The organism is Candidatus Brocadiia bacterium, assembly GCA_041658285.1.
Classification (GTDB): Bacteria; Planctomycetota; MHYJ01; order JACQXL01; family JACQXL01; genus JBBAAP01.
This window is the reverse complement of record JBBAAP010000001.1, coordinates 429,676-448,398: the sequence shown is the minus strand read 5'-3', so window position 1 is coordinate 448,398 and position 18,723 is coordinate 429,676. Positions and strand designations below refer to the sequence as shown.

At 53.0% G+C, this 18,723-nt stretch carries 17 protein-coding genes; 3 read left to right on the top strand and 14 right to left on the bottom strand.

The genetic code is table 11. The features are described from left to right. Position 1: 1 nt before the first annotated feature. The gene (locus WC980_01920) at positions 2–2,740 is read right to left on the bottom strand and encodes a hypothetical protein (GenBank protein MFA5793818.1); all 2,739 of its coding nucleotides are present in this window, start codon (positions 2,738–2,740) and stop codon (positions 2–4) included. A 128-nt stretch (positions 2,741–2,868) separates the two neighbouring features. On the opposite strand from WC980_01920, the gene WC980_01915 reads away from it, so the two are divergent. Together WC980_01915 and WC980_01910 are read left to right on the top strand one after the other, a co-directional pair. After that, positions 2,869–3,531, top strand: coding sequence for a transposase (locus WC980_01915; protein MFA5793817.1), 663 nt, complete (start codon positions 2,869–2,871; stop codon positions 3,529–3,531). Between the two features lie 136 nt (positions 3,532–3,667). Then, positions 3,668–4,738 carry a hypothetical protein gene (locus WC980_01910; protein ID MFA5793816.1) on the top strand — a complete coding sequence of 357 codons (1,071 nt, stop codon included), beginning with the start codon at positions 3,668–3,670 and terminating at the stop codon, positions 4,736–4,738. A 553-nt stretch (positions 4,739–5,291) separates the two neighbouring features. Here the strand turns inward: WC980_01910 and WC980_01905 are convergent. The 11 genes from WC980_01905 to tpiA form a co-directional block, all read right to left on the bottom strand. After that, positions 5,292–7,400 carry an acetate--CoA ligase family protein gene (locus WC980_01905; protein ID MFA5793815.1) on the bottom strand — a complete coding sequence of 703 codons (2,109 nt, stop codon included), beginning with the start codon at positions 7,398–7,400 and terminating at the stop codon, positions 5,292–5,294. A gap of 378 nt (positions 7,401–7,778) precedes the next feature. Then, on the bottom strand, positions 7,779–10,085 hold the full coding sequence (locus WC980_01900) for a DNA translocase FtsK 4TM domain-containing protein (protein MFA5793814.1): 2,307 nt from the start codon (positions 10,083–10,085) through the stop codon (positions 7,779–7,781). Positions 10,086–10,118: 33 nt separating this feature from the next. Further along, complete coding sequence (locus WC980_01895; GenBank protein ID MFA5793813.1) at positions 10,119–10,886, bottom strand: undecaprenyl-diphosphate phosphatase; 768 nt, start codon at positions 10,884–10,886, stop codon at positions 10,119–10,121. 1 nt (position 10,887) lies between these two features. Then, complete coding sequence (locus WC980_01890; GenBank protein MFA5793812.1) at positions 10,888–11,505, bottom strand: phosphopantothenoylcysteine decarboxylase; 618 nt, start codon at positions 11,503–11,505, stop codon at positions 10,888–10,890. Beyond that, complete coding sequence (coaBC, locus tag WC980_01885; GenBank protein MFA5793811.1) at positions 11,502–12,044, bottom strand: bifunctional phosphopantothenoylcysteine decarboxylase/phosphopantothenate--cysteine ligase CoaBC; 543 nt, start codon at positions 12,042–12,044, stop codon at positions 11,502–11,504. Before coaBC ends, WC980_01890 begins: the two co-directional genes overlap by 4 nt. Positions 12,045–12,065: 21 nt before the next feature. Beyond that, a complete protein-coding gene (locus WC980_01880) occupies positions 12,066–12,263 on the bottom strand; it encodes a hypothetical protein (GenBank protein ID MFA5793810.1) in 198 nt (65 codons plus the stop codon). A gap of 49 nt (positions 12,264–12,312) precedes the next feature. Beyond that, positions 12,313–12,882 (bottom strand): guanylate kinase, encoded by a 570-nt coding sequence (gmk, locus tag WC980_01875; protein ID MFA5793809.1) that lies wholly within the window; start codon positions 12,880–12,882, stop codon positions 12,313–12,315. Next, positions 12,875–13,759 (bottom strand): YicC/YloC family endoribonuclease, encoded by an 885-nt coding sequence (locus WC980_01870; GenBank protein ID MFA5793808.1) that lies wholly within the window; start codon positions 13,757–13,759, stop codon positions 12,875–12,877. The genes gmk and WC980_01870 overlap by 8 nt, the downstream gene beginning before the upstream one ends. Positions 13,760–13,761: 2 nt before the next feature. Then, entirely contained in the window at positions 13,762–14,346 is a 585-nt protein-coding gene (gene pyrE / locus WC980_01865) for an orotate phosphoribosyltransferase (GenBank protein ID MFA5793807.1), read from the bottom strand. 57 nt (positions 14,347–14,403) lie between these two features. Continuing rightward, a complete protein-coding gene (secG, locus tag WC980_01860; GenBank protein ID MFA5793806.1) occupies positions 14,404–14,922 on the bottom strand; it encodes a preprotein translocase subunit SecG in 519 nt (172 codons plus the stop codon). Positions 14,923–14,946: 24 nt separating this feature from the next. Next, positions 14,947–15,714: a triose-phosphate isomerase gene (gene tpiA, locus WC980_01855; protein ID MFA5793805.1), complete on the bottom strand. Its 768-nt coding sequence runs from the start codon at positions 15,712–15,714 to the stop codon at positions 14,947–14,949. Between the two features lie 167 nt (positions 15,715–15,881). Between tpiA and WC980_01850 the strand changes: the two genes are divergently transcribed. Next, entirely contained in the window at positions 15,882–16,991 is a 1,110-nt protein-coding gene (locus tag WC980_01850) for a pyridoxamine 5'-phosphate oxidase family protein (protein ID MFA5793804.1), read from the top strand. Positions 16,992–17,012: 21 nt separating this feature from the next. Here the strand turns inward: WC980_01850 and WC980_01845 are convergent, their stop codons facing one another. Both WC980_01845 and WC980_01840 read right to left on the bottom strand, forming a co-directional pair. Further along, the gene (locus tag WC980_01845) at positions 17,013–17,783 is read right to left on the bottom strand and encodes an ABC transporter permease (protein ID MFA5793803.1); all 771 of its coding nucleotides are present in this window, start codon (positions 17,781–17,783) and stop codon (positions 17,013–17,015) included. A 37-nt stretch (positions 17,784–17,820) separates the two neighbouring features. Further along, positions 17,821–18,618 carry an ATP-binding cassette domain-containing protein gene (locus tag WC980_01840; GenBank protein MFA5793802.1) on the bottom strand — a complete coding sequence of 266 codons (798 nt, stop codon included), beginning with the start codon at positions 18,616–18,618 and terminating at the stop codon, positions 17,821–17,823. Positions 18,619–18,723: the final 105 nt, after the last annotated feature.

Sequence of the window (18,723 nt, the reverse complement as noted above, 5' to 3'; positions counted from 1 at the left end):
CTCAGGGCTTCTTTAAGCCGCTCATACCCGCCGATGATATCATCAAGCCGAGATATAATTCATTTTTGCCTTCATTGGGGACGGCCAGGCCGATGGTCGGGACGAACCTGAGCCCGTAGCCCAGGGCCGCTTCCATGCGCACCTCGGCGCCGGCGCTGAAGTCGGGCGCACTATTTTTGCTGAAGGCCATATCGGTGAAATATGCCACGGAGATGTCGCCCCAGTAGAAATTGACGCCCCACGAGCCGCCGCTGTTCTTGTAAACCGGATAGCCGTATTCCAAGGTAAGCGTGCCGCCGCGGTTGGTGGTGAGCGCGTCATCGCCCCGGAAGCCGCGGATTTCCAGTTCCTGCGGCCGGGCACGGTCCGGGTCGTTGAGCAGGTAGGTAATCATCCGGAACTCGCTGCCTGTTTCGGAGCCCTTGGTCAGGCTGTCGAAATAGCGGGCGAATACGGCGGTCATCTCGGCGCCGTCGCGGCTGGCCTCGGACCAGCTCTTGCGCTCGGCGATGTAATTGAACTGCGACTGCAGCTGCCATTTGGGATATTTCAGGCCGGCGCCGATGCCGGGCACCAGCTCGGTATGGTCCAGCAGGCTGGTCTCGTCTTGGCGCAGTGCCAGCGACGGCGTTACATAAGACAGGCCCGGCTCAAGCCGGCGATAAAGCGGGTAGTTGCCGTAGAGCGACGTATCCTGCGTGCCGGACTTGCGTGATACCTCTAGCCCCAGCGTCAGCGGCTGGAACATCCGGTTCTCGTATATGAGATGCAGGCGCGGGTCCTGCCCGCTCCGGAAGGACATGGCGTAAAAATGCTCGTAGGTGACATCGTTGCCGACCAGCAGCGCGCCCTGGCCTTTGGGGTCGAGCACCGGAAAACGGAAATACGGCACGGCCGTTTTGAGGACGCTGAAATAACCGCCTTTATCCGGATTGAGCTCGGCCGATATCTTATCCAGGTCGGGAAGTTTCGATTGCTCCGGCTGGGGCAGTTTAAACTCGTCGTAGACGGCCGGCTTGCTGTAGATGTTGGTGCTGTCGCCGCTCAGGCCCACGAAATACACTTCATCGGCTACTCCGGCCGGGAAATGGGCGAAACTGCCCTGGGTCACCTTGTAGGTTTTTTTAGAGCCCAGATCGTAGGCGTAAATCCGGTAGGTCCGGTCGTAGTTGGCCGTGAAAAATATCCGGTTATTCATAATGGACGGCGAGGTCTCGGCATAGGGCGTGTTGACCAGCTCTTCTAATTTAGAGTTATTGATATCCAGCAGGTAGATGCCCCAGTTCTCCCAGTCCAGCCGGGCCGAGGCGACGATGATATTCTGGCCTGCGGTTAGCTGGCCGACCAGGTAATCCGATGAGAACAGCATCTTGTGCTGGCCGGACTGCTGGTCATAGGCATAAATATCCGAGCCGAAACCTTCGGCTCGGTCCTTGGTATAAAGAATCTGCACTCCGGTCGTCGCGCCATCGGTCATCGGCGCTGATGCCGGCAGAACCGTAAATGCCCGTATGGTATCGCTGAAAATAATCCGGTCTTTTCGGGTGGCCATATCCTTGCAATGGAGGTTGGACACCAGCCCGAATCCCTGATTGGTCGAGTTGGCGAATCCCGGCTTCATTTCCAGCACGGTGTAATATAGATTATTCCCGGCGATGCACGGCTTGGTATTGAAAGACGACGTGGTCGAGGCCAGTTCCTCTTCCTCTTTTGTGGTCATACCCCGGCGGCAGATGCGCTCGAAGGAATATACCCGGTAGGTATCGGCCTTGCGCCAGGTACGCTCGATGTAGTAGATGAAATTACTTTCCACGCTCAGGTCGGAATAGAGGGCCAGCCGGTTGTCGGTTACCGGAGAGCCGTCAATGGCAAAGCGCCGGTATGAATAGCTGTTCTGCCATTCCTGCCACAGTTCCGGAAAGGTCTTGCCGAAGACCTCCTTGGCGCTGTGGTCTATGCCGGCCGACGGGGCCAGCCAGCCGATGAGCCAGCCGAAGAACGATTCGCCCTGCTTCTGGAAGAATGCGTTGAGCTTTTCCTGGCCGTATTTCTGGCGCAGGAAATCCAGGAACAGTCCGCCGTAAAGGTAATGACCGCCGGCCAGCGACGGCAGGTTCAGCGGAGTATAGGTCATCTCCAGCAGGGTCGGGAACGGATGGGTCTGGGTATAGGCGTCCATCACGGCCTTGAAGAAGCCGTCGTTGACCCGGCCCTCGTAAGGCGATATCTGCGATTCGCCCGATACGGTCACGCCCTCGGTAATCCAGCCGGGCACGACCAGGTTGGGCGAAAAGACGTTACCGAAAGCGGTGGTCAGGATGCCCGGGAATCCGCTCGATTGGGTCAACTGGGCCAGGTGTATGGACTCGTGGATGCCGGCCATCCGGGGCCAGTTCTCGCCGAAGCCTACGCCCGGCATTCCGCCCATTACCGGGTCGGGCGGATAGGCGTAGATATGGATATTGGGCGCCATCGGGTCGGCCATGGCGTTGGACATCGTGCCCAGGTTCTCGATGACCACCCTCAGCCGGGGAATCTCATTACCGGTCAGTTTCTTGATATTGTCGCGGTAGGCGGTCAGGACGGTTAATACCTCGCGAGCCTTGGCCTCGTATCCGGTTTTGTAGAAAACCTCAAACCGCTCGGTCTTGAGCGACTGCCAATCGGTATCGGCATATGAAACCACCGAAGGACACAGACAGACGCAGATAATTATGGCAAACAACAGGATTCGTTTCATTACGTATGGGATAACACATATCATAACTGCAGTCAATAATTAAAGGAACTTTATATTGGGGACACATCCCAACCGATGTAACACCCTAAATACTTGACTTGCAGGGCGCTATTTTCTATATTTCGACTATGCCTAGAATCGCCAGGATTGTTGCAACAGGTTTTCCTTACCATATCATCCAGCGCAGTAACCGCCGTCAAAAGATATTCTTCGCCAAGCAGACCAGGAAGAAATACCTCGAGTTGCTTAAAGAATACTCGCAAAAGTGGTTCGGCTCTATCCTGGCATATTGCCTGATGACCAACCACGTGCATCTACTGATAAAGCCGCTTCAGTCTGAATCGTTATCCAAGATAATGCAGGGTGTTAGCTTGTGCTATACCCAATTCTCCAACAAAAGATATAAAAAGACTGGACGCCTTTGGGAAAGCAGGTATTATTCCAGCGTTATAGACGAAGAGCCGTATTTATGGGCGGTGGCCAGGTATATCGAGCAGAATCCGGTCCGGGCCGGATTGGTTAAACACCCGGAAGATTACCCGTATTCCAGCGCCCGGGCGCACATAACCGGCGCCAAGAACGATATTCTGACCGAGCCGTTATTTGACGAAGCAGACCTTCTTGAATATGTGAAATTCGTTAAAGAGCCGGCTGATGATAAAGAGCTGAAAAGTATCAGGAATGCAACCCGGGGCGGGCATCCGTTGGGGGATGAAGGATTCGTAAACAAGATAGGAGAGCTTTTAGGTGTCGATTTTAAGAAAATTGTGTCAGCAAAAGCAGACAAATAGAGGGTTTGGTGGCATGGGATGTGTCCCCACCCCCAATAATATGGAAGAGTATAAAGCGACAACAAGTGGACCGAATGCTACTTTAGGGTTAGATTTCGGCGACACGAAATAAATGAAACTATAAGGAGAAGTATATATGAATCATTTATGCTTAAATAAGGTTATTTATATGTGGGCGATATTTTTTATTATCATTGGCAATGTTTTTCCGGACGACAAGGTTATTATAGTAAGAAATGGGGACCGACCTCCTGTTGAAAGAATATATAACTCTTTGGGGGCTGGATATGAAAGGGCTGTTTTGGTTCGCTTGAAACTTGAAAATATATCGATAAATAGCGCAAAACTCCAAATAGCAATCGCTTTTCCGGAAATTCGGGTCCATAAAAACCCTAATTTTTGTGCTTTAATTAAGTCGGTTGATGCGCCATATGAAAATGAATTGGTTTGTTTACCTTATTTGGACGGATTAAAAGACAAATTAATTGAATTTGTTAATTACATAGATAATAAAAATCGAGATGCTTCGCAGAAACGTTTGGATGAGATATTGGCCCGAATTACGTCATATCCGGAATGGGTCTTTATCCGACCGCATACGGCATCTTTTTCCTCACGAGAGGATATTTTTGAAGATGGACCGGAAGAGAAAAAAATATTTGACAAATTTCACGATGAAATTGCCAAGGCTCAAAAGGATTTTGAATATGTGATTAATGATAAAAATAACACCCAAAAATTCCTAGCTTTTGCATACCTTTTAAAAGGGTGGTTTTATTTTAAATTAAGTGATTATAACAATGCTATTGAGATGTTTGATAAAGTGACGGGGTGTGGCATAGCTGATTATAGTTTATCGGCGGCTTTGTATAAGGTTGTAAGTTTGGGATTATTGACCAATGATAAAAGTATTAGTATTCTATACGATTGTTTTTTTTATTATCGTCAATGTATTGAGGGCAGAGACTTTGAATTTTGGGCAAGTTATTATAAAAATTTGCCTAAATCGATATCGGCAAAAAAGACCGCAACAAATATCCAAAATGATTATAAGTATTTAGAGAAAGATAGAAAAGTTATTCTTATCTGGTGCAAACAGATAACTACCGGTGAATTGGAACCGATGGAACAGGTGAAAGACGATTCCAAAACTGATGCACCAATAAAAGATGAGCCTAAAGAACCCAAACAAAATACCCCTAAATAATTAGGGTAAAGTGAAAATTTCCACAGGACCTATGGTCGGCCTGCCAGCCGGTGGTCTATGACCTGCCAAATGGTGATACCATAACCCAGAATACCTGTGCGCAGAATACCCTGTAGATGCGACACACATCAGGGATGCCCAAAATTGATAGGTTTCTGTCCCTAAAACGAATATAACGCACTTCCAGACAGGGGGGGGTATCCCCCCCATACTATACCCCCTACCCCCGGATACTATATACCTTGTGAGGTGGTTATATATACCTTGTGAGGTGGGTATATATACCTATGGTATCATTTTTGGTCTGTTTTATAGAGCATTTTTTCGACCTCGGTTAGGTGGGTAGTCGGGATAAGTGCTGGCAACTCCCATTCGCTTTGCTCAGGGATAAGTCCTTTCCCGTGAGGGTTCTTCTCAAGACCCCTCAGGGTCTAAGGGCAGGAGGCTTTGCTCTGCCAGTACTAGTGTATCTACTGGCACTAAATATCTGGTTACGCGGCTACATGGAGTAAATTTCACCACAGAGACAATAGGAATTAATCTTTGTGATTAATTATACTCTGACTCGCACATCGACTACCTTGCAACGGTCGGCTTGGGGATAGAGCATTACCGGGTTGAGGTCAAGTTCCTTTATCTGCGGATTGTCCGTAACCAGCTGGCTTGTGCGCTGGATTATCTCGACCAGCTTATCGATGTTGACGCCGGCCTGGCCGCGCGCGCCTTCGAGTATCTTATACCCTTTGATGGACCTTACCATCCGGAGCGCTTCGTCCTTGCTCAGCGGCGCCAGCCTGAATGCCACGTCCTTGAGCACCTCGACGAATATGCCGCCCAGCCCGAACATCACCAGATGCCCCAGGCCTTCGACCTGCTTGGCCCCGATGATGACCTCGCGCCCGCCGGTCAGGTATTCCTGCATCAGGTACCGGCCGCCCTTGAACCGTTTCTCAAAGTCCTTGAGATGGACGGCCAGTTGGTCTTTGGAAGTAATATTGAGGACCACGCCTTTCTGCTCGGTCTTGTGGACCACATCGGCTGAGTCTACCTTGAGCGCCAGCGGGTAGCCGACGTAATCGGCCGAGTTGATGGCGTCTTCAGCCTTGTCACAGATGACGTATTTGGCTTCGGGGATTTTGTAGGTGTGGATGATGCCCAGGGCCTCGCCGGAAGATAAGAATTCAGCCACAGATTCCACAGATTTGGGTGCACCCGCCTTCGGCGATTGCACGGATTTTATTATTTGCTGGACGGCCTTAGAGTCGGTGTCCTTGAACGGCTCCGGTGTGGATTGGCTGGTCTGCCTGAGTTCGGCGTATTTGGTCATTGTCACCAGCACCTTGGAGGCCGTCTCGGGCAGGTCATAGGCCGGGATGCCGGCTTCTTTGAGTATGTTGATGGTATTAGCCCATTGGGTTTTGTCGGTCATAACCACGTTGAGTATGGGCTTGACTGCCGTCTTGGCGATGCGGGCCATTTCCTTAGCCACGCCTTCGCAGTCGACGAAGAATGGCGTGACGAAGTTGACCAGGATGGAATCTATATTGGGCGCCTTCATCAGGGACTCGATGGCCGTTGCCCATTCCTTGGGCCCGGCCGTGGCCAGGACGTCGACCGGGTTATTGACGCTGGCTTCGGGGAAGAGGCTGGCCTTGAGATGGCTTCGGGTAGCTTCGTCCAGGTCGGGTATATTCAAACCGCCGTCGATGCATTCGTCGGTGGCGATGATGGCCGGGCCGCCGGTGTTGGTGATGATGCCGACGTTACGGCCTTTGGGCAGTGGCTGGAGCGCGAATCCGATGGCCGCCTGGCAGATGTCGTCCTGGTTCTGGAACGAGACGATACCGCATTTGTCGAAGACGGCTTCGATGGCCGTGTCGGCCTTCATCAACGAGCCGGTGTGCGAGGCCACGGCCCGGGCGCCCATCTCGGTCCGGCCGGTCTTGATTCCCAAAATAGCCTTGCGCTTGCCGACTTCCCTGGCCACCCGGATGAACTCCTTGGGATTGGGCAGGCTTTCGATATGGACGATGATGACCCGGGTTTGTTCGTCCTTGCCCCAGTATTCCAGGATTTCCGGGATGGATATATCGGCGGCGTTGCCGTTGGAGGCGTACATCCGGATGCCGATGCCGAGCTGGTAGAGGCGCTGGTTGATGACCTCGCCCACGCCGCCGGACTGGGCCAGGACGGAGATATAGCCGGGCAATAATTTGGTGAAGGTGAAGTTGGCATAGACCGGGTTGGCCGGGTCGGAGTTCATGACGCCCTGGCAGTTGGGCCCGAAGATGCGGACGTTATATTTTTTGGCTATTTCGACCGCCTGCTTTTCCAGGGCGATGCCGTCCGGCCCGATTTCCTTGAAGCCGGCGGTGTTGATGATGACGGCCTTGACGCTTTTCTTGCCGCAGTCCTCGATGACGGCCGGGACCATGGTGTTCTTGACCACGATGTGGGCCAGGTCAACGTCGCCCGGGACCTGCAGGATGGACGGGTAGGCGGTCAGCCCGTTGATGGCCGGGTCCTTGGGGTTGACCGGGTATATCGGGCCCTTGTAGCCGACGTCCTTGAGGTTCTGGGTGATGCGGTAGCCGATGGTCAGGGGCCGGTTCGATGCGCCGATGACGGCGATGGATTTAGGCTTGAATAACGCGTCTAACATAAGAACTCCTTTTTTAGCCACGGATTACACAGATTAAAACAGAAATATAATGATAGAATTTTAGCGGAAAAATCCGAGAAGGCAAAGAATATAGGATAAAATTATTGGGCGTGAATGGAAGCCACGAATGAACTCGAATGGACACTAATGTTAGCCACAGAGGCACAGAGAATACGGAGGATATTAATTATTTACCACGAAAACTCTAAAGGAAGAAAGCATACTTGGGCTGTTGAAGCGAAGTGACTTACAGCCCAGTATACCTGGTAGTAATTCGTTACACTCAAACTGCCAGAGTACTAAACTTCGTGTTTTTATAGTTTCGTGCTTTCGTGGTAGATTTAAGCGTGGGTTAAATTTGGTTTGATACCTATTTAGCTATGACCGTCTCTGCTTGTTGTTTTCCCATTCTTGGGGAGTCATAATGACTTCGCGGGCCTTGCTGTTCTTATAATCGCCGACGATGCCGACCTTGGCCATCATCTCTATCAGCCGGGCGGCCCGGGAATAGCCGATATTGAGCCGGCGCTGGATGAGCGAGACAGAACCGCGCTTGCTTTCCAGGATGACCTGTGCCGCCTGGTCGAAGAGCTCGTCCTGTTCGGTGTCGGTGAAGTCCTGCTTGCTTTCGATTTCCAGGAGCTCGGCATCATAAACAGGTTCGCCCTGATCCTTCCAGAAATCCACCACGCTGTGGATTTCTTTGTCGCTGACGAAGGTGCACTGGCCTCGGGTCAAATCAGTGGTGGAGGGGAAGAGCGCCAGCATATCGCCCTTGCCGAGCAGCCGTTCGGCGCCGTTGCGGTCGAGGATGGTGCGCGAATCTATCTTGGAGGCGACCTTGAAGGCCACCCGGGACGGCATATTTGATTTTATCAGTCCGGTGATAACGTCGACCGACGGGCGCTGGGTGGCCAGGACCAGATGGATGCCGACGGCCCGTGATTTCTGGGCCAGCCGGGTTATGGCCGTTTCCACGTCATCGGACGCGGCCATCATCAGGTCGGCCAGCTCGTCTATCAAGACCACGATGTAAGGCAGTTTCAGCGGCACATCGCCCGGCTCTTCGCCGTCCTCGGTCAATTTCTCGCGTATCTTGGATTCGCTCAGCTGGTTGTAAGTCTCTATTTTTTTGACTCCGACGCGCAGGAAGAGTTCGTAGCGTTCGTCCATAGTCCGGCAGAGCCATTTAAGGATAATCGGCGCGCGGCGCATATCGGTGACCACCGGGCTGATAAGGTGCGGCAGCTCCTTGAAGACGGACAGCTCGACCATCTTGGGGTCGATCATCAGGAGCTTGAGTTCATCCGGGGTGCGGTGCATTACCAGGCTCAGGACCAATGAAGCCACGCAGACGGATTTGCCCGAGCCGGTCGTACCGGCTATGAGCATATGGGGCATCTCATCGATATCCCTGACGATGGCCGTGCCGGCCGCATCCTTGCCCATGAAGAACGGCAGGGGTGAGCTGTTTATCTTTTCCCGGCTGGACTGAATCAGCTCCTTGAGCCGGACCACGCCCTGGTACCTGTTGGGCACCTCGACGCCGACCGTGGACTTGCCGGGAATGGGCGCGACCACCATGACGTTGGTTGACTTGAGGGCGATGGACAGGTCATCGGTCATACCGGCGATTTTATGGACGCTGACGCCCGGCGCCAGTTCCAGCTCGTATTTGGTCACCACCGGCCCGCGCTCGACATTGACCACCCGGGCCTCGATGCCGAAATTGCGAAGGGATCCTTCGATGATGTCAATGCGTTCTTTGATGTCTTTTTCCTCTTCGGTTGCCTGCACCGGCACGGCGTCTTCCAGAAGCTCCAGGAACGGCAGGCGGTAGTTGCTCTTGCCGGCCGGCGCGGCCGATTTCTCCTTAGCCGGCGGCTTGGCTTTGTCTTCCTTGGGTTCCGGTACGGCTGCTTTGCTGATGGTAGGTTCAGGCTTCGGAATGGGCATCGGAGCTATGACCGGTTTCTCAACTGCCGGCGCGGTTATAGGCGTAGCCTGGACCGTCTTGACCGGCGGCATGGTTACCTGCTGCTGGTATTGTTTGAGCATCTGATCGCGCTGGCGGTCTTTCTTTAAATTATCCATCAGCGACTTGATGCCCTTGAACATTCCGCCGAAAATCTTTCGGCCCAGCTTACCGCCCCGAATCAGTATGTCATAGGCCAGCCAATCCGTGGCCAGGAGCACCGAACCGATAAGGATGAACAGGGCTAAGATATAACTTCCGATTGAACCGAAATAATTCACGGTAATCTGGGCCATCTGGTCTCCGGCTACGCCGCCGTAGGTGTGCATCCGGGGCGAGCTGTAGTCAGCCGGGGTGACCAACCCGGCCATGGTTATGGCGGCGGTCAGGAAAAGAACCAGGGCGATTATCTTTACGGCCAGGGCAGTGATCTTTTTCCTCAAAAGCAGTATCACGCCCCAGAAACCGAGCATCAGAATAATGATATAAGAGGCCAGCCCAAAGAAAAAGAACAGCTCGTTGCTCAGGAATGCGCCGATAGAGCCGCCTTTATTATGGGTGGTTTCGTTGGCCGGAAATTTATAGTCGGGGTAATCGCCAACATTATAGGTAAAAAGGGCGATAAGTGCGAACAGGGAAAAGAGTATCAGCGCGATGCTGATGATTTCCTTGGTATGCCTGGACGGTTTTTGCGCGCTTGTTTCGGGCATAATATTAGCTAATCGCGGCGTCGGAACCTGGAATTACCTGATAAATATTACGGTCAGAATCCCGGCAATAAGGCAATACCATCCGAAATAAATCAGTTTCCTGCGCCGTATCAGCCTGATCAGGAGGTGTATCGCCAATAAACTTACCAATAAGCATATGACCCCGCTTATTAATATTGTTATCGGCTGAAAAGAGGCCTTGAGTTGAGAAAAATCCCTGAGTTTAAGCACGGTTGCGCCGGCCAGAACCGGCAAAGCCAGGAAGAACGAGAACTTGATGCTTTCGTGTTTTTCGTACCCGTTGAGCAGGCCGGTGCAGATGGTCAGTCCCGAGCGGGACAGGCCCGGGATAATGGCAAACGCCTGGGCGATGCCGACCCACAGGGCCGATATCAGCGGCGCTTGCTCTAGGTTGACTTCAGTTCTTTTCCAGTGTAATTCGGTTAGGATGATGTAAATGCCGGTAACCATTAAAGCGGCGCCGGTCAAGACAGTGCCTTCAAACAGTTTTTGTATGTAGTCTTCGAATAAATAACCGATTAATCCGGCCGGTATGGTGGCGATGATAATCATCAGGATGACTTTGGGCTGGGTCAGCAGTTCGAATATCTCCTTGTAGAAACTGATAATTATGGCTAAGAGCGAGAAGACATGCAGGAAAACTATCAGGGATAGGTTGGTGTCGGGATTAGACATGCCAAAAAGCTTGGTGGCGATAACCAGGTGGCCTGAACTTGAGACGGGCAGGAATTCGGTTACGCCCTGAATGATGGCCAGGACTATGGATTCTATGATTGACATATCAGATATTCTCCAGGAGTTTTATTATAAAGCGTCCGATTTCCTTCTTGTTTGCGTTCCTGAACCGTTTGACCAGTCCCAGCGGCGACCATATCTCGGCGCTGACCCGGCCCGGGCCGAAGCTGTCCGGCCCGTTAGCCACCACGAAATCAAGGTTTTTATCTTTAAGCTTGCGCATGGCATTCCTGCTTAGGTGGCTGGCCTCCAGGGCGAAGCCGACCAGTATTTTATCGCCCTTGCGCCGGCTGATGGTCCTTAGTATATCCGGCGTGGGTTTCAGCCTGACGCTGGTTGCTTTGCCGGTTTTCTTTATCTTGCCGTTGTGATATTGGGCCGGCCGGTAATCGCTCACCGCCGCGGTCATAATAACCGCATCGGATTTGGGGAAGTATTTATTGACCCGGGCGAGCATTTCCCGCGCCGTGGTAACTCTTTGGACCAAAACCCCTTTGGGTGATTCAAGGTGTGTCGGCCCGGTCACCAGCGTTACTTCATGACCCCGGGCTTTGGCCGCCGCGGCAATCTCGAACCCCATTCGGCCGGTTGACGGATTGGAAATGTAGCGCACCCGGTCGAAGTATTCTCTGGTCGGGCCTGCCGTGACAAGTATTTTCATCATGCCAGGATTGAAGTCACCTTTTTGATTATGGTCTCGATGGCGGCCAGCCGGCCCTGGCCGTTTGCGCCGCAGGCGAGATAACCGGTTTCCGGGTCGATGAATTTATAACCTTCCTTTTTCAGGAAGGCGATGTTCTTTTGGACCAGCTTGTTGTTATACATATTGACGTTCATGGCCGGCGCAATCATAATGGGGCATTTTACCGACATGGCCAGCGTTGATAGTAAATCGTCAGCTATGCCCGAAGCTATTTTTCCGATGATATTGGCCGTGGCCGGGGCGATTAACAGCAGGTCCGCTTTGTCGGCCAGCGCAATATGTTTGGGGCTGCATTCGTATTCCAGATCGAACATGTCGACCAGCGTCCGGTTCCGGGATATCGACTGGAATGTCAGGGGCGTAACGAATTTGGTGGCGCATGCGGTCATGACCACCGTGACGTTAGCCTTGGATTGGACCAGCTTGGAAGCAATCTCGGCCGCCTTGTAGGCCGCAATGCTGCCGGTTACGCCAAGGATTATTTCTTTTTCTTTCAGCATAATCGCGGTTTATAGGCGGAATTACGCCTTGGCGAATTCTTCGGCCAGCTTGGCTTCCGACAGGTAATCATCCAGCACCCGTTCGGACAGGTGGTCTATCCCCGTGCCCGATGTTTGCTTGATGCCGGCCTGGCGAAGATTGCGCAGCTTTTGCTGCATCATCGCAATCAGTTCAAATCTGCCCTGGGTTTTGGCAAGCGCCTGTTCTACTTTCTTCATGTCCATTTCCTTCCTCCGGTCTTAAATTACTGGAAATCTATTTAAATCGTTACCCCTTAAACAGTTTTTTTCTGATGATGTTTCTTACCTTATCCACCGCTTGGTTCAGGTCATCATTGACCACCTTGAAATCGTAAAGGTCCTTGCATTTGAGTTCCGTCCGGGCTCGTCTTAACCGTTTCCGGAAATCGCCGGTCCGGTCGTCGCGTCTGTGCAGCCGCTGGCGCAGCGTCTGCATATCCGGCGGCAGGATGAATATATAAACCCCCTTGAATCCGTTCTTCTTCAGCCGCCGGGCGCCTTTGACTTCTATTCTCAAGAGCGGGTATTTGCCGCGCCTGAATACGTCTTCCAGCGAGCTGTAAGGCGTCCCGTAATAATGCCCGAAAAGCCGGACAAATTCAATAAAATCACCTCTTTTTAATCCGGCCTGGAAAGCCTTTTTAGTAAGAAAGTGATAATCCTTATCGGCCGTTTCGCCCCTTCTTTTTAATCTTGTTGTGGCCGTAACGCAGGCCGCCAGCCGGCGCTCCTTTTTCAGGAGCAAATCGCACAGGGTGGTTTTGCCCACGCCGGACGGTCCCGATATCACGCAGATTTTACGGTCTCTGTTATTCAATATTCTGCACCTGTTCCTTGAGTTTTTCCACGTTACCCTTTAGGGTAATGACGTTATAAGTGATTTTGGAGTTATTGGCCTTGGCGCCGATGGTGGTCACTTCCCGGAGCATTTCCTGGGCGATGAAATCCAGTTTCTTGCCTGCCTCGTTGGGAAGCTTCATGGTCCGTTCGAATTCGGTAATATGTGACTTGAGCCGTTCGATTTCCTCGGTAACATCCGAGCGCTGGGCGAAGAGCATCACCTCGTTGGCCAGCCCCTGGCTGATGTTGTTATTATGGTCAACGGATGATAATATGTGGGACAGTCGTTCCTTGAGCGACTTTTCATAATGGGTTCGGACCTGCGGCGCCAGCGCCTGGATTTTATTGACCAACGCCGACATCTTGCGGATTATGGCCAAAAGCCCCTTGGCCAGCCGCTGGCTTTCGCGTTCGCGCATGGCCACCATATCCTGAAGCGCGGCTTTGACAACCCGTTCGGCGTTCAGCCACTGGCGCTTGGCATTGGAGACATCCTTGTCCGCCACTTCCAGCGCGCCGGGCAGCGATATGAGCGTTTCTATGGATATACCGCCGGACAGGCCTAATTCCTTCTGCAGCCGTTTCAGCTGGCGGTGGTAGTTCTTGAGCACTCCGGTCTGGATGTTAAGCTCCGGCTTTTCCTGGCGGCCTTCCCTGATGACCAGGTTGACCGACCCGCGCCGGATGTATTTTTTGATAAGTTCTTCGATATCCGCTTCGTAGATATTCAGGCTGGCCGGCAGATTTGTTTTAAGGTTGAAGAACCTGTGGTTAACCGAGCGTATTTCCGCCCTGATGATGACGCCGTCTTTTAACCGGGCCATCGCTTCGCCGTAACCGGTCATGCTCTTCATATTTATTTAAGTCCCCGTGACCCGGGTTTTACCGCCGGTATGCCCTGTTTGCAGAGAGGGCACTGGTCGGGTTTATATATCGGCGGGCTGACCCTGATAACGGCGTTATATTTATAACCCAGCACGTCAGCAGTTTTATCCGGCCGGCGGTCGACCAGGGAAATGATTCCCACGACCTTGCCGCCGTTTTTGGTAATCACGTCAACCACTTCCTTGACCGAGCCGCCGGTGGTGATGACATCCTCGCCGACCAGCACTTTTTCGCCCGGTTTGACCGCGAACCCGCGCCGGAGCGTCATCTGGTTATCGACCCGCTCCAGGTAGATGGCTCTGGCCTTGAGCGGCCGGGCCGCTTCGTAAGCCAGGACAATCCCGCCCAGGGCCGGGCCGGCCACCAGGCTGATGCCCTTATTCATCCAGGGTTGGACCAGCTTTTTGCACAGCTTGGCGCTGACGTCGGGTCGTTCCAGAATCCGGGAGCATTGGACGTAAGTATCGCTGTGGTTGCCTGATGTTAAAAGGAAATGTCCTTTCTGGACAGCCTCGAGCTTGGTGAACACCTTTTCGTCAGGACCTGTTTTAGGCATAAAATTACTCCGTAGTTGTCGCCGCGGATTTGGCGGCCGCTGTTTAGCTGCTAAATATTACCGGCCTGACGGAGCCGGAGGCTTGGGTGGCTCCGGTTTTTCAGGTTGCGGCGGAATATTGCTATCAGGTTTAGGCGGTTCCGGCGCCTTGGGCTCCGGTGGTTTTGTCACGGGCGGTTGAGGCGGTACCGGCGGCAGGGCCGGCGCTGTATTCGTGGGCGTTGCCGTAACCGGCTGTTCCGGTCCGGTGGCTGTGCTGGGTGCCTGCGGGGCGGTTGAGGACGATTCCGATGCCGGGGCTGCTTTGGGCGCGTCAGGTTTTATGATGCTCCGTCCGCTGCTTGAGGGAGGGGGCAGTTTATTGAGGACAATGGATAAGAGCAGGAAAACCACGGCCAGTCCGATGGTGATTTTGCTGGCCACCGAGATGGCCTTGACGCCCAGGAACGAATCGCTTCCGCCGCCCCCGAACGCGCCGGCCAGTCCGCTTTCGCTGTAGTGCGGCTGGACCAGGATGATGACGATTAAAAGAATGCTTACCAGAACGAACACACCCAGCAATAATCCTGTTAACATAATAATTTTCCTCTGCTTTACTGGTTAATATTTAATTATTTTGATGAACGATTCGGCGTTCAGGCTGGCCCCGCCGACCAACGCGCCGTTTATATCTGGCTGGGACATAAGTATTTTAGCGTTTTCCGCCTTGACGCTGCCGCCGTATATTATCTGTTTGGCCTGGGCCACTTCTTCGTTGGCGATATGGACCAACAGTTTTCTGATGAATAAATGGACCGCTTGCGCCTGTTCCGGCGTGGCGTTTTTGCCCGTGCCGATAGCCCAAACCGGTTCGTAAGCGATGACCACCCGATTGACGTCTTCGGGCGTCAGGTCATCCAGCCCTCTTTCCACCTGGAATCTGATAACCTTTTCCGTGATTTCATCCTGGCGTTCCTGGAGCGTTTCACCCACGCACATAATCGGCGTCAAGCCGGCCTTGAGCGCAGCTTTGACTTTCTTGTTAACCGTGTCGTCGTCTTCCTTGAAAACAGTCCGGCGTTCCGAATGGCCGATGATTACGTATTCACAGCCGATGTCCTTAAGCATCAAAGGTGAAATCTCGCCGGTAAACGCGCCTTTTTCCTGGAAATAAACGTTCTGGGCGCCCAGTTTGATGTTAGAACCGCTGATAAGCTCGCCCACCGCGGTCAGGTGCACATAAGGCGGGCAGACGCCGATATTGGTTTCTGACACGTCAGCCAGCCCCTCCCGGAGAGCGCTAACCAGGGATTTGGCTTCAGCCAGGGACGTTCCGGCCGGAGCCGTCAGCATTTTCCAGTTACCGACCATAAGTTTTCGTATAGTCATAGACCGCTAACTTAATTATATTAGTTGTAAATGTCAAGAAATTAGTGCCAGTAAGTTGCGGCGCCGCTATGGTCGCTGATTTCTTGACAATCTTTATTAATAAATTACTCTGTTTCGGATAATATATTAAAACTTAATTATAATGGAAGAGTTGAAAGGAGCCGGGTATGAAAAGGATTCTATGCGGCGCGTTGGTCGTTGTTTTCTCGGCAATAATTCTGGGTTGTTCCGGAGGAGCCGCGGTTCAGGCTCCGGCCGTTCAGCCGCCGGCAGTTCCTGGTTACGAATTTTACGACCGCGGCGCCAGCTCGCAGTCGGAAATTGAGGACATGATTGGTTCGGTCGCGGCTGGTTATATCATAGCCGATGGAAACGGTCCCAAATCGCTGCTGGTCAATTATATTTTCCGCAATAAATGCGCTTACTTCCCTTTGAGTGCTTCAGTCAACGGCGATTTTATCAAGGCTATCGAAGCCAACCCCAAGGTCTGTTTCGCGGTTGATAAATATAACCAGATGAACTGGTGGAGCGCCAACGTATTCGGCAATGCCGAAATCATCAGGGACCGGGCTCAGGTCGATGCCTGGCTGGCCGATTATGAAAAATCACTGGGCAAAGCCGGGTTCAATTATCCGGCCGAGTCTGACCTAGCTAACGCCGTAATCATCCGCGTCGTGCCCGAAACCGTCAGCGGCCGCAAGATGAACGACCCGAGTAATCCCAACTACGCGCCGCGCCTGCCCTGGATGAGCATCAGGCATAACAAAGGCAACGCCGACACCCAGGCCCGTCCGTTGCCTACGCCGGCGGATTCCAACACCCTGGCCCAGACTGTTTCTTTCACCAACGCCAAACCCGAAGTGGTTGAGTCCATTCTCAAAGGCGTGGGCGGCTGCAGGCTTAACATGCTTGACAGCGAATATCCTTATTCCATTCCCATGAGTGTTATGAGCTATAAGGATGGCAGGGTAATGCTGCATTCCAACAAGCAGGGGCAGAAAATGGACTGCCTGCGCAAGAACAATAAGGCCAGTCTTGATTACCAGTGGTTCTGGAACAAGTCCGCTTGGATAAGCCTTTGCCTGGAAGGCCATATCAACATCGCTGAAAAGCCAGAAGACATCGCCAAGGTGTTGGGTATGGATCCAGGGCCTATGTTCGAGAAGATGGCCCAGCGCATGTCCGTGCTGGAATTCGTTCCGGAACGGGTGTTTATCAGACAGATAGAAATTCCTGAGCCCTGGTATACCAGAATGCCCGGAACCAAGACGGAATAAGGCCGTGGGTTTTTGCCGCGCTTATACCAGTATCCGGTGATATATGTTCCCGCCTATAATCACCAGCAGAACCGTTACCAAAAACAGGATGCCCAGGTCCGCGCCGATGCCGTAATTACTGGGGCTATTGGTTAGCATCAGCGTCCTCAACGCGTCGACTTCATAAGTTAACGGGTTGGCAATGGCGACCACCTGCAGCCAGCCTGGCATTATCGATATCGGATAGATGGCATTGCTGGCAAAAAACAGCGGCATGGTCATCAGCTGGCCGATGCCCATAAACCGTTCCCGGGTTCGGACAAGGCAGGCGATGATGAGCGAGAAGGTGGCGAATATAGCCGCGCCCAGTACTACTGTGAGCATTACACCGGTCAAGGCCAGCGGATGGAAGTTGAGTTTGACTCCGAGAACCAGAGCCAGCAGGTAGATGATGATTGCCTGGCATAGTCCGCGGATGCCGGCCGAAAGCGCCTTGCCCAGCACCAGCGCCGAGCGGGGCGTGGGCGAGACCAGGAACTTGTGCACCAGCCCCAGGTCGCGGTCCAGGATGACCGCAATGCCGTAGAAGATGGCTACGAACAGCACGCTTTGGGCCAGGATGCCCGGAGCCAGGAATTCTATGTAACTGAGCCGACCGGTGGGGATGGCCCGGATACGGGTGAAGACGCTCCCGAAAACCACCAGCCACAACACCGGCTGGACCGCTCGCATGAGCAGTTCGCTCGGGTCGCGCCTGAGTTTGTAGACCTCGATTTCGGCGATGACCAGAGTCTTTTTGACGAATCCGGTGATTGAACCCAGCCAGTTAATTCTGGTCGGTGCCTTAGGCTCAACCCAGCCGCTTGGCTGTCCGCCTGGTTCTGGAGATATCACGATAGCTCCCTTCGCTTGTTAAAGCGCTTTTGGTATAATGGATGAACACATCGTTGAGTGAGGCGTTCTTTTTATCGATGGTAGATTTAAGCTCGGCCGGCGCGCCGATGGCCATAACCTTACCCAGGTGCATAATGGCTACCCGGTCGCAGAGTTCGTCGGCTTCTTCCATAAGGTGTGTGGTCAGAAATATGGTCGTGCCGTAATTATCGCGCAGTTCCCGGATATGTTTCCAGACCGTGTGGCGGGCTAGCGGGTCCAGCCCGACCGTCGGTTCGTCCAGGAACATCACCGGCGGCCGGTGAATCATCGACTGCGCGATTTCCAGCCGGCGAATCATGCCGCCTGAATATTTACGGACCAGCTTGTCGGCTACGTCGGATAGCCCCATAAACTCCAGCGAGGCATTGACCCGCGCTTTAATCTCAGCCCGGGGGATATCGTATAGCTTGGCGAAGAACATCAGGTTCTCATAGCCGGTCAGTGCGCCGTCGGTGGAAATCATCTGGGGTACATAGCCGATACTGCGCCGGACATCGGCCGCTTGGTTAGCGATGTCGAACCCGGCCACGCTGGCCCGGCCGGCGCTGGGCGCCAGCAGGGTAATCATCATCTTTATCAGTGTGGTCTTTCCGGCTCCGTTGGGGCCGAGCAGGCCGAAGACCTCTCCGGTGTCGACCGCGATGTTCATAGAGTCAACCGCCGTCAGCGTTCCGAAACGCCGGGTGATGCCGTCAGTTTCCAGAATATTCATAAGATGAAAATTTACCGCTGAATTGTCTAGTAGTCAAGTAAATGCAGTTGAGTTGTTCCGTCGCATCAATTACTTGACCGCGGTTATCGGAAAGATATAAAGAAT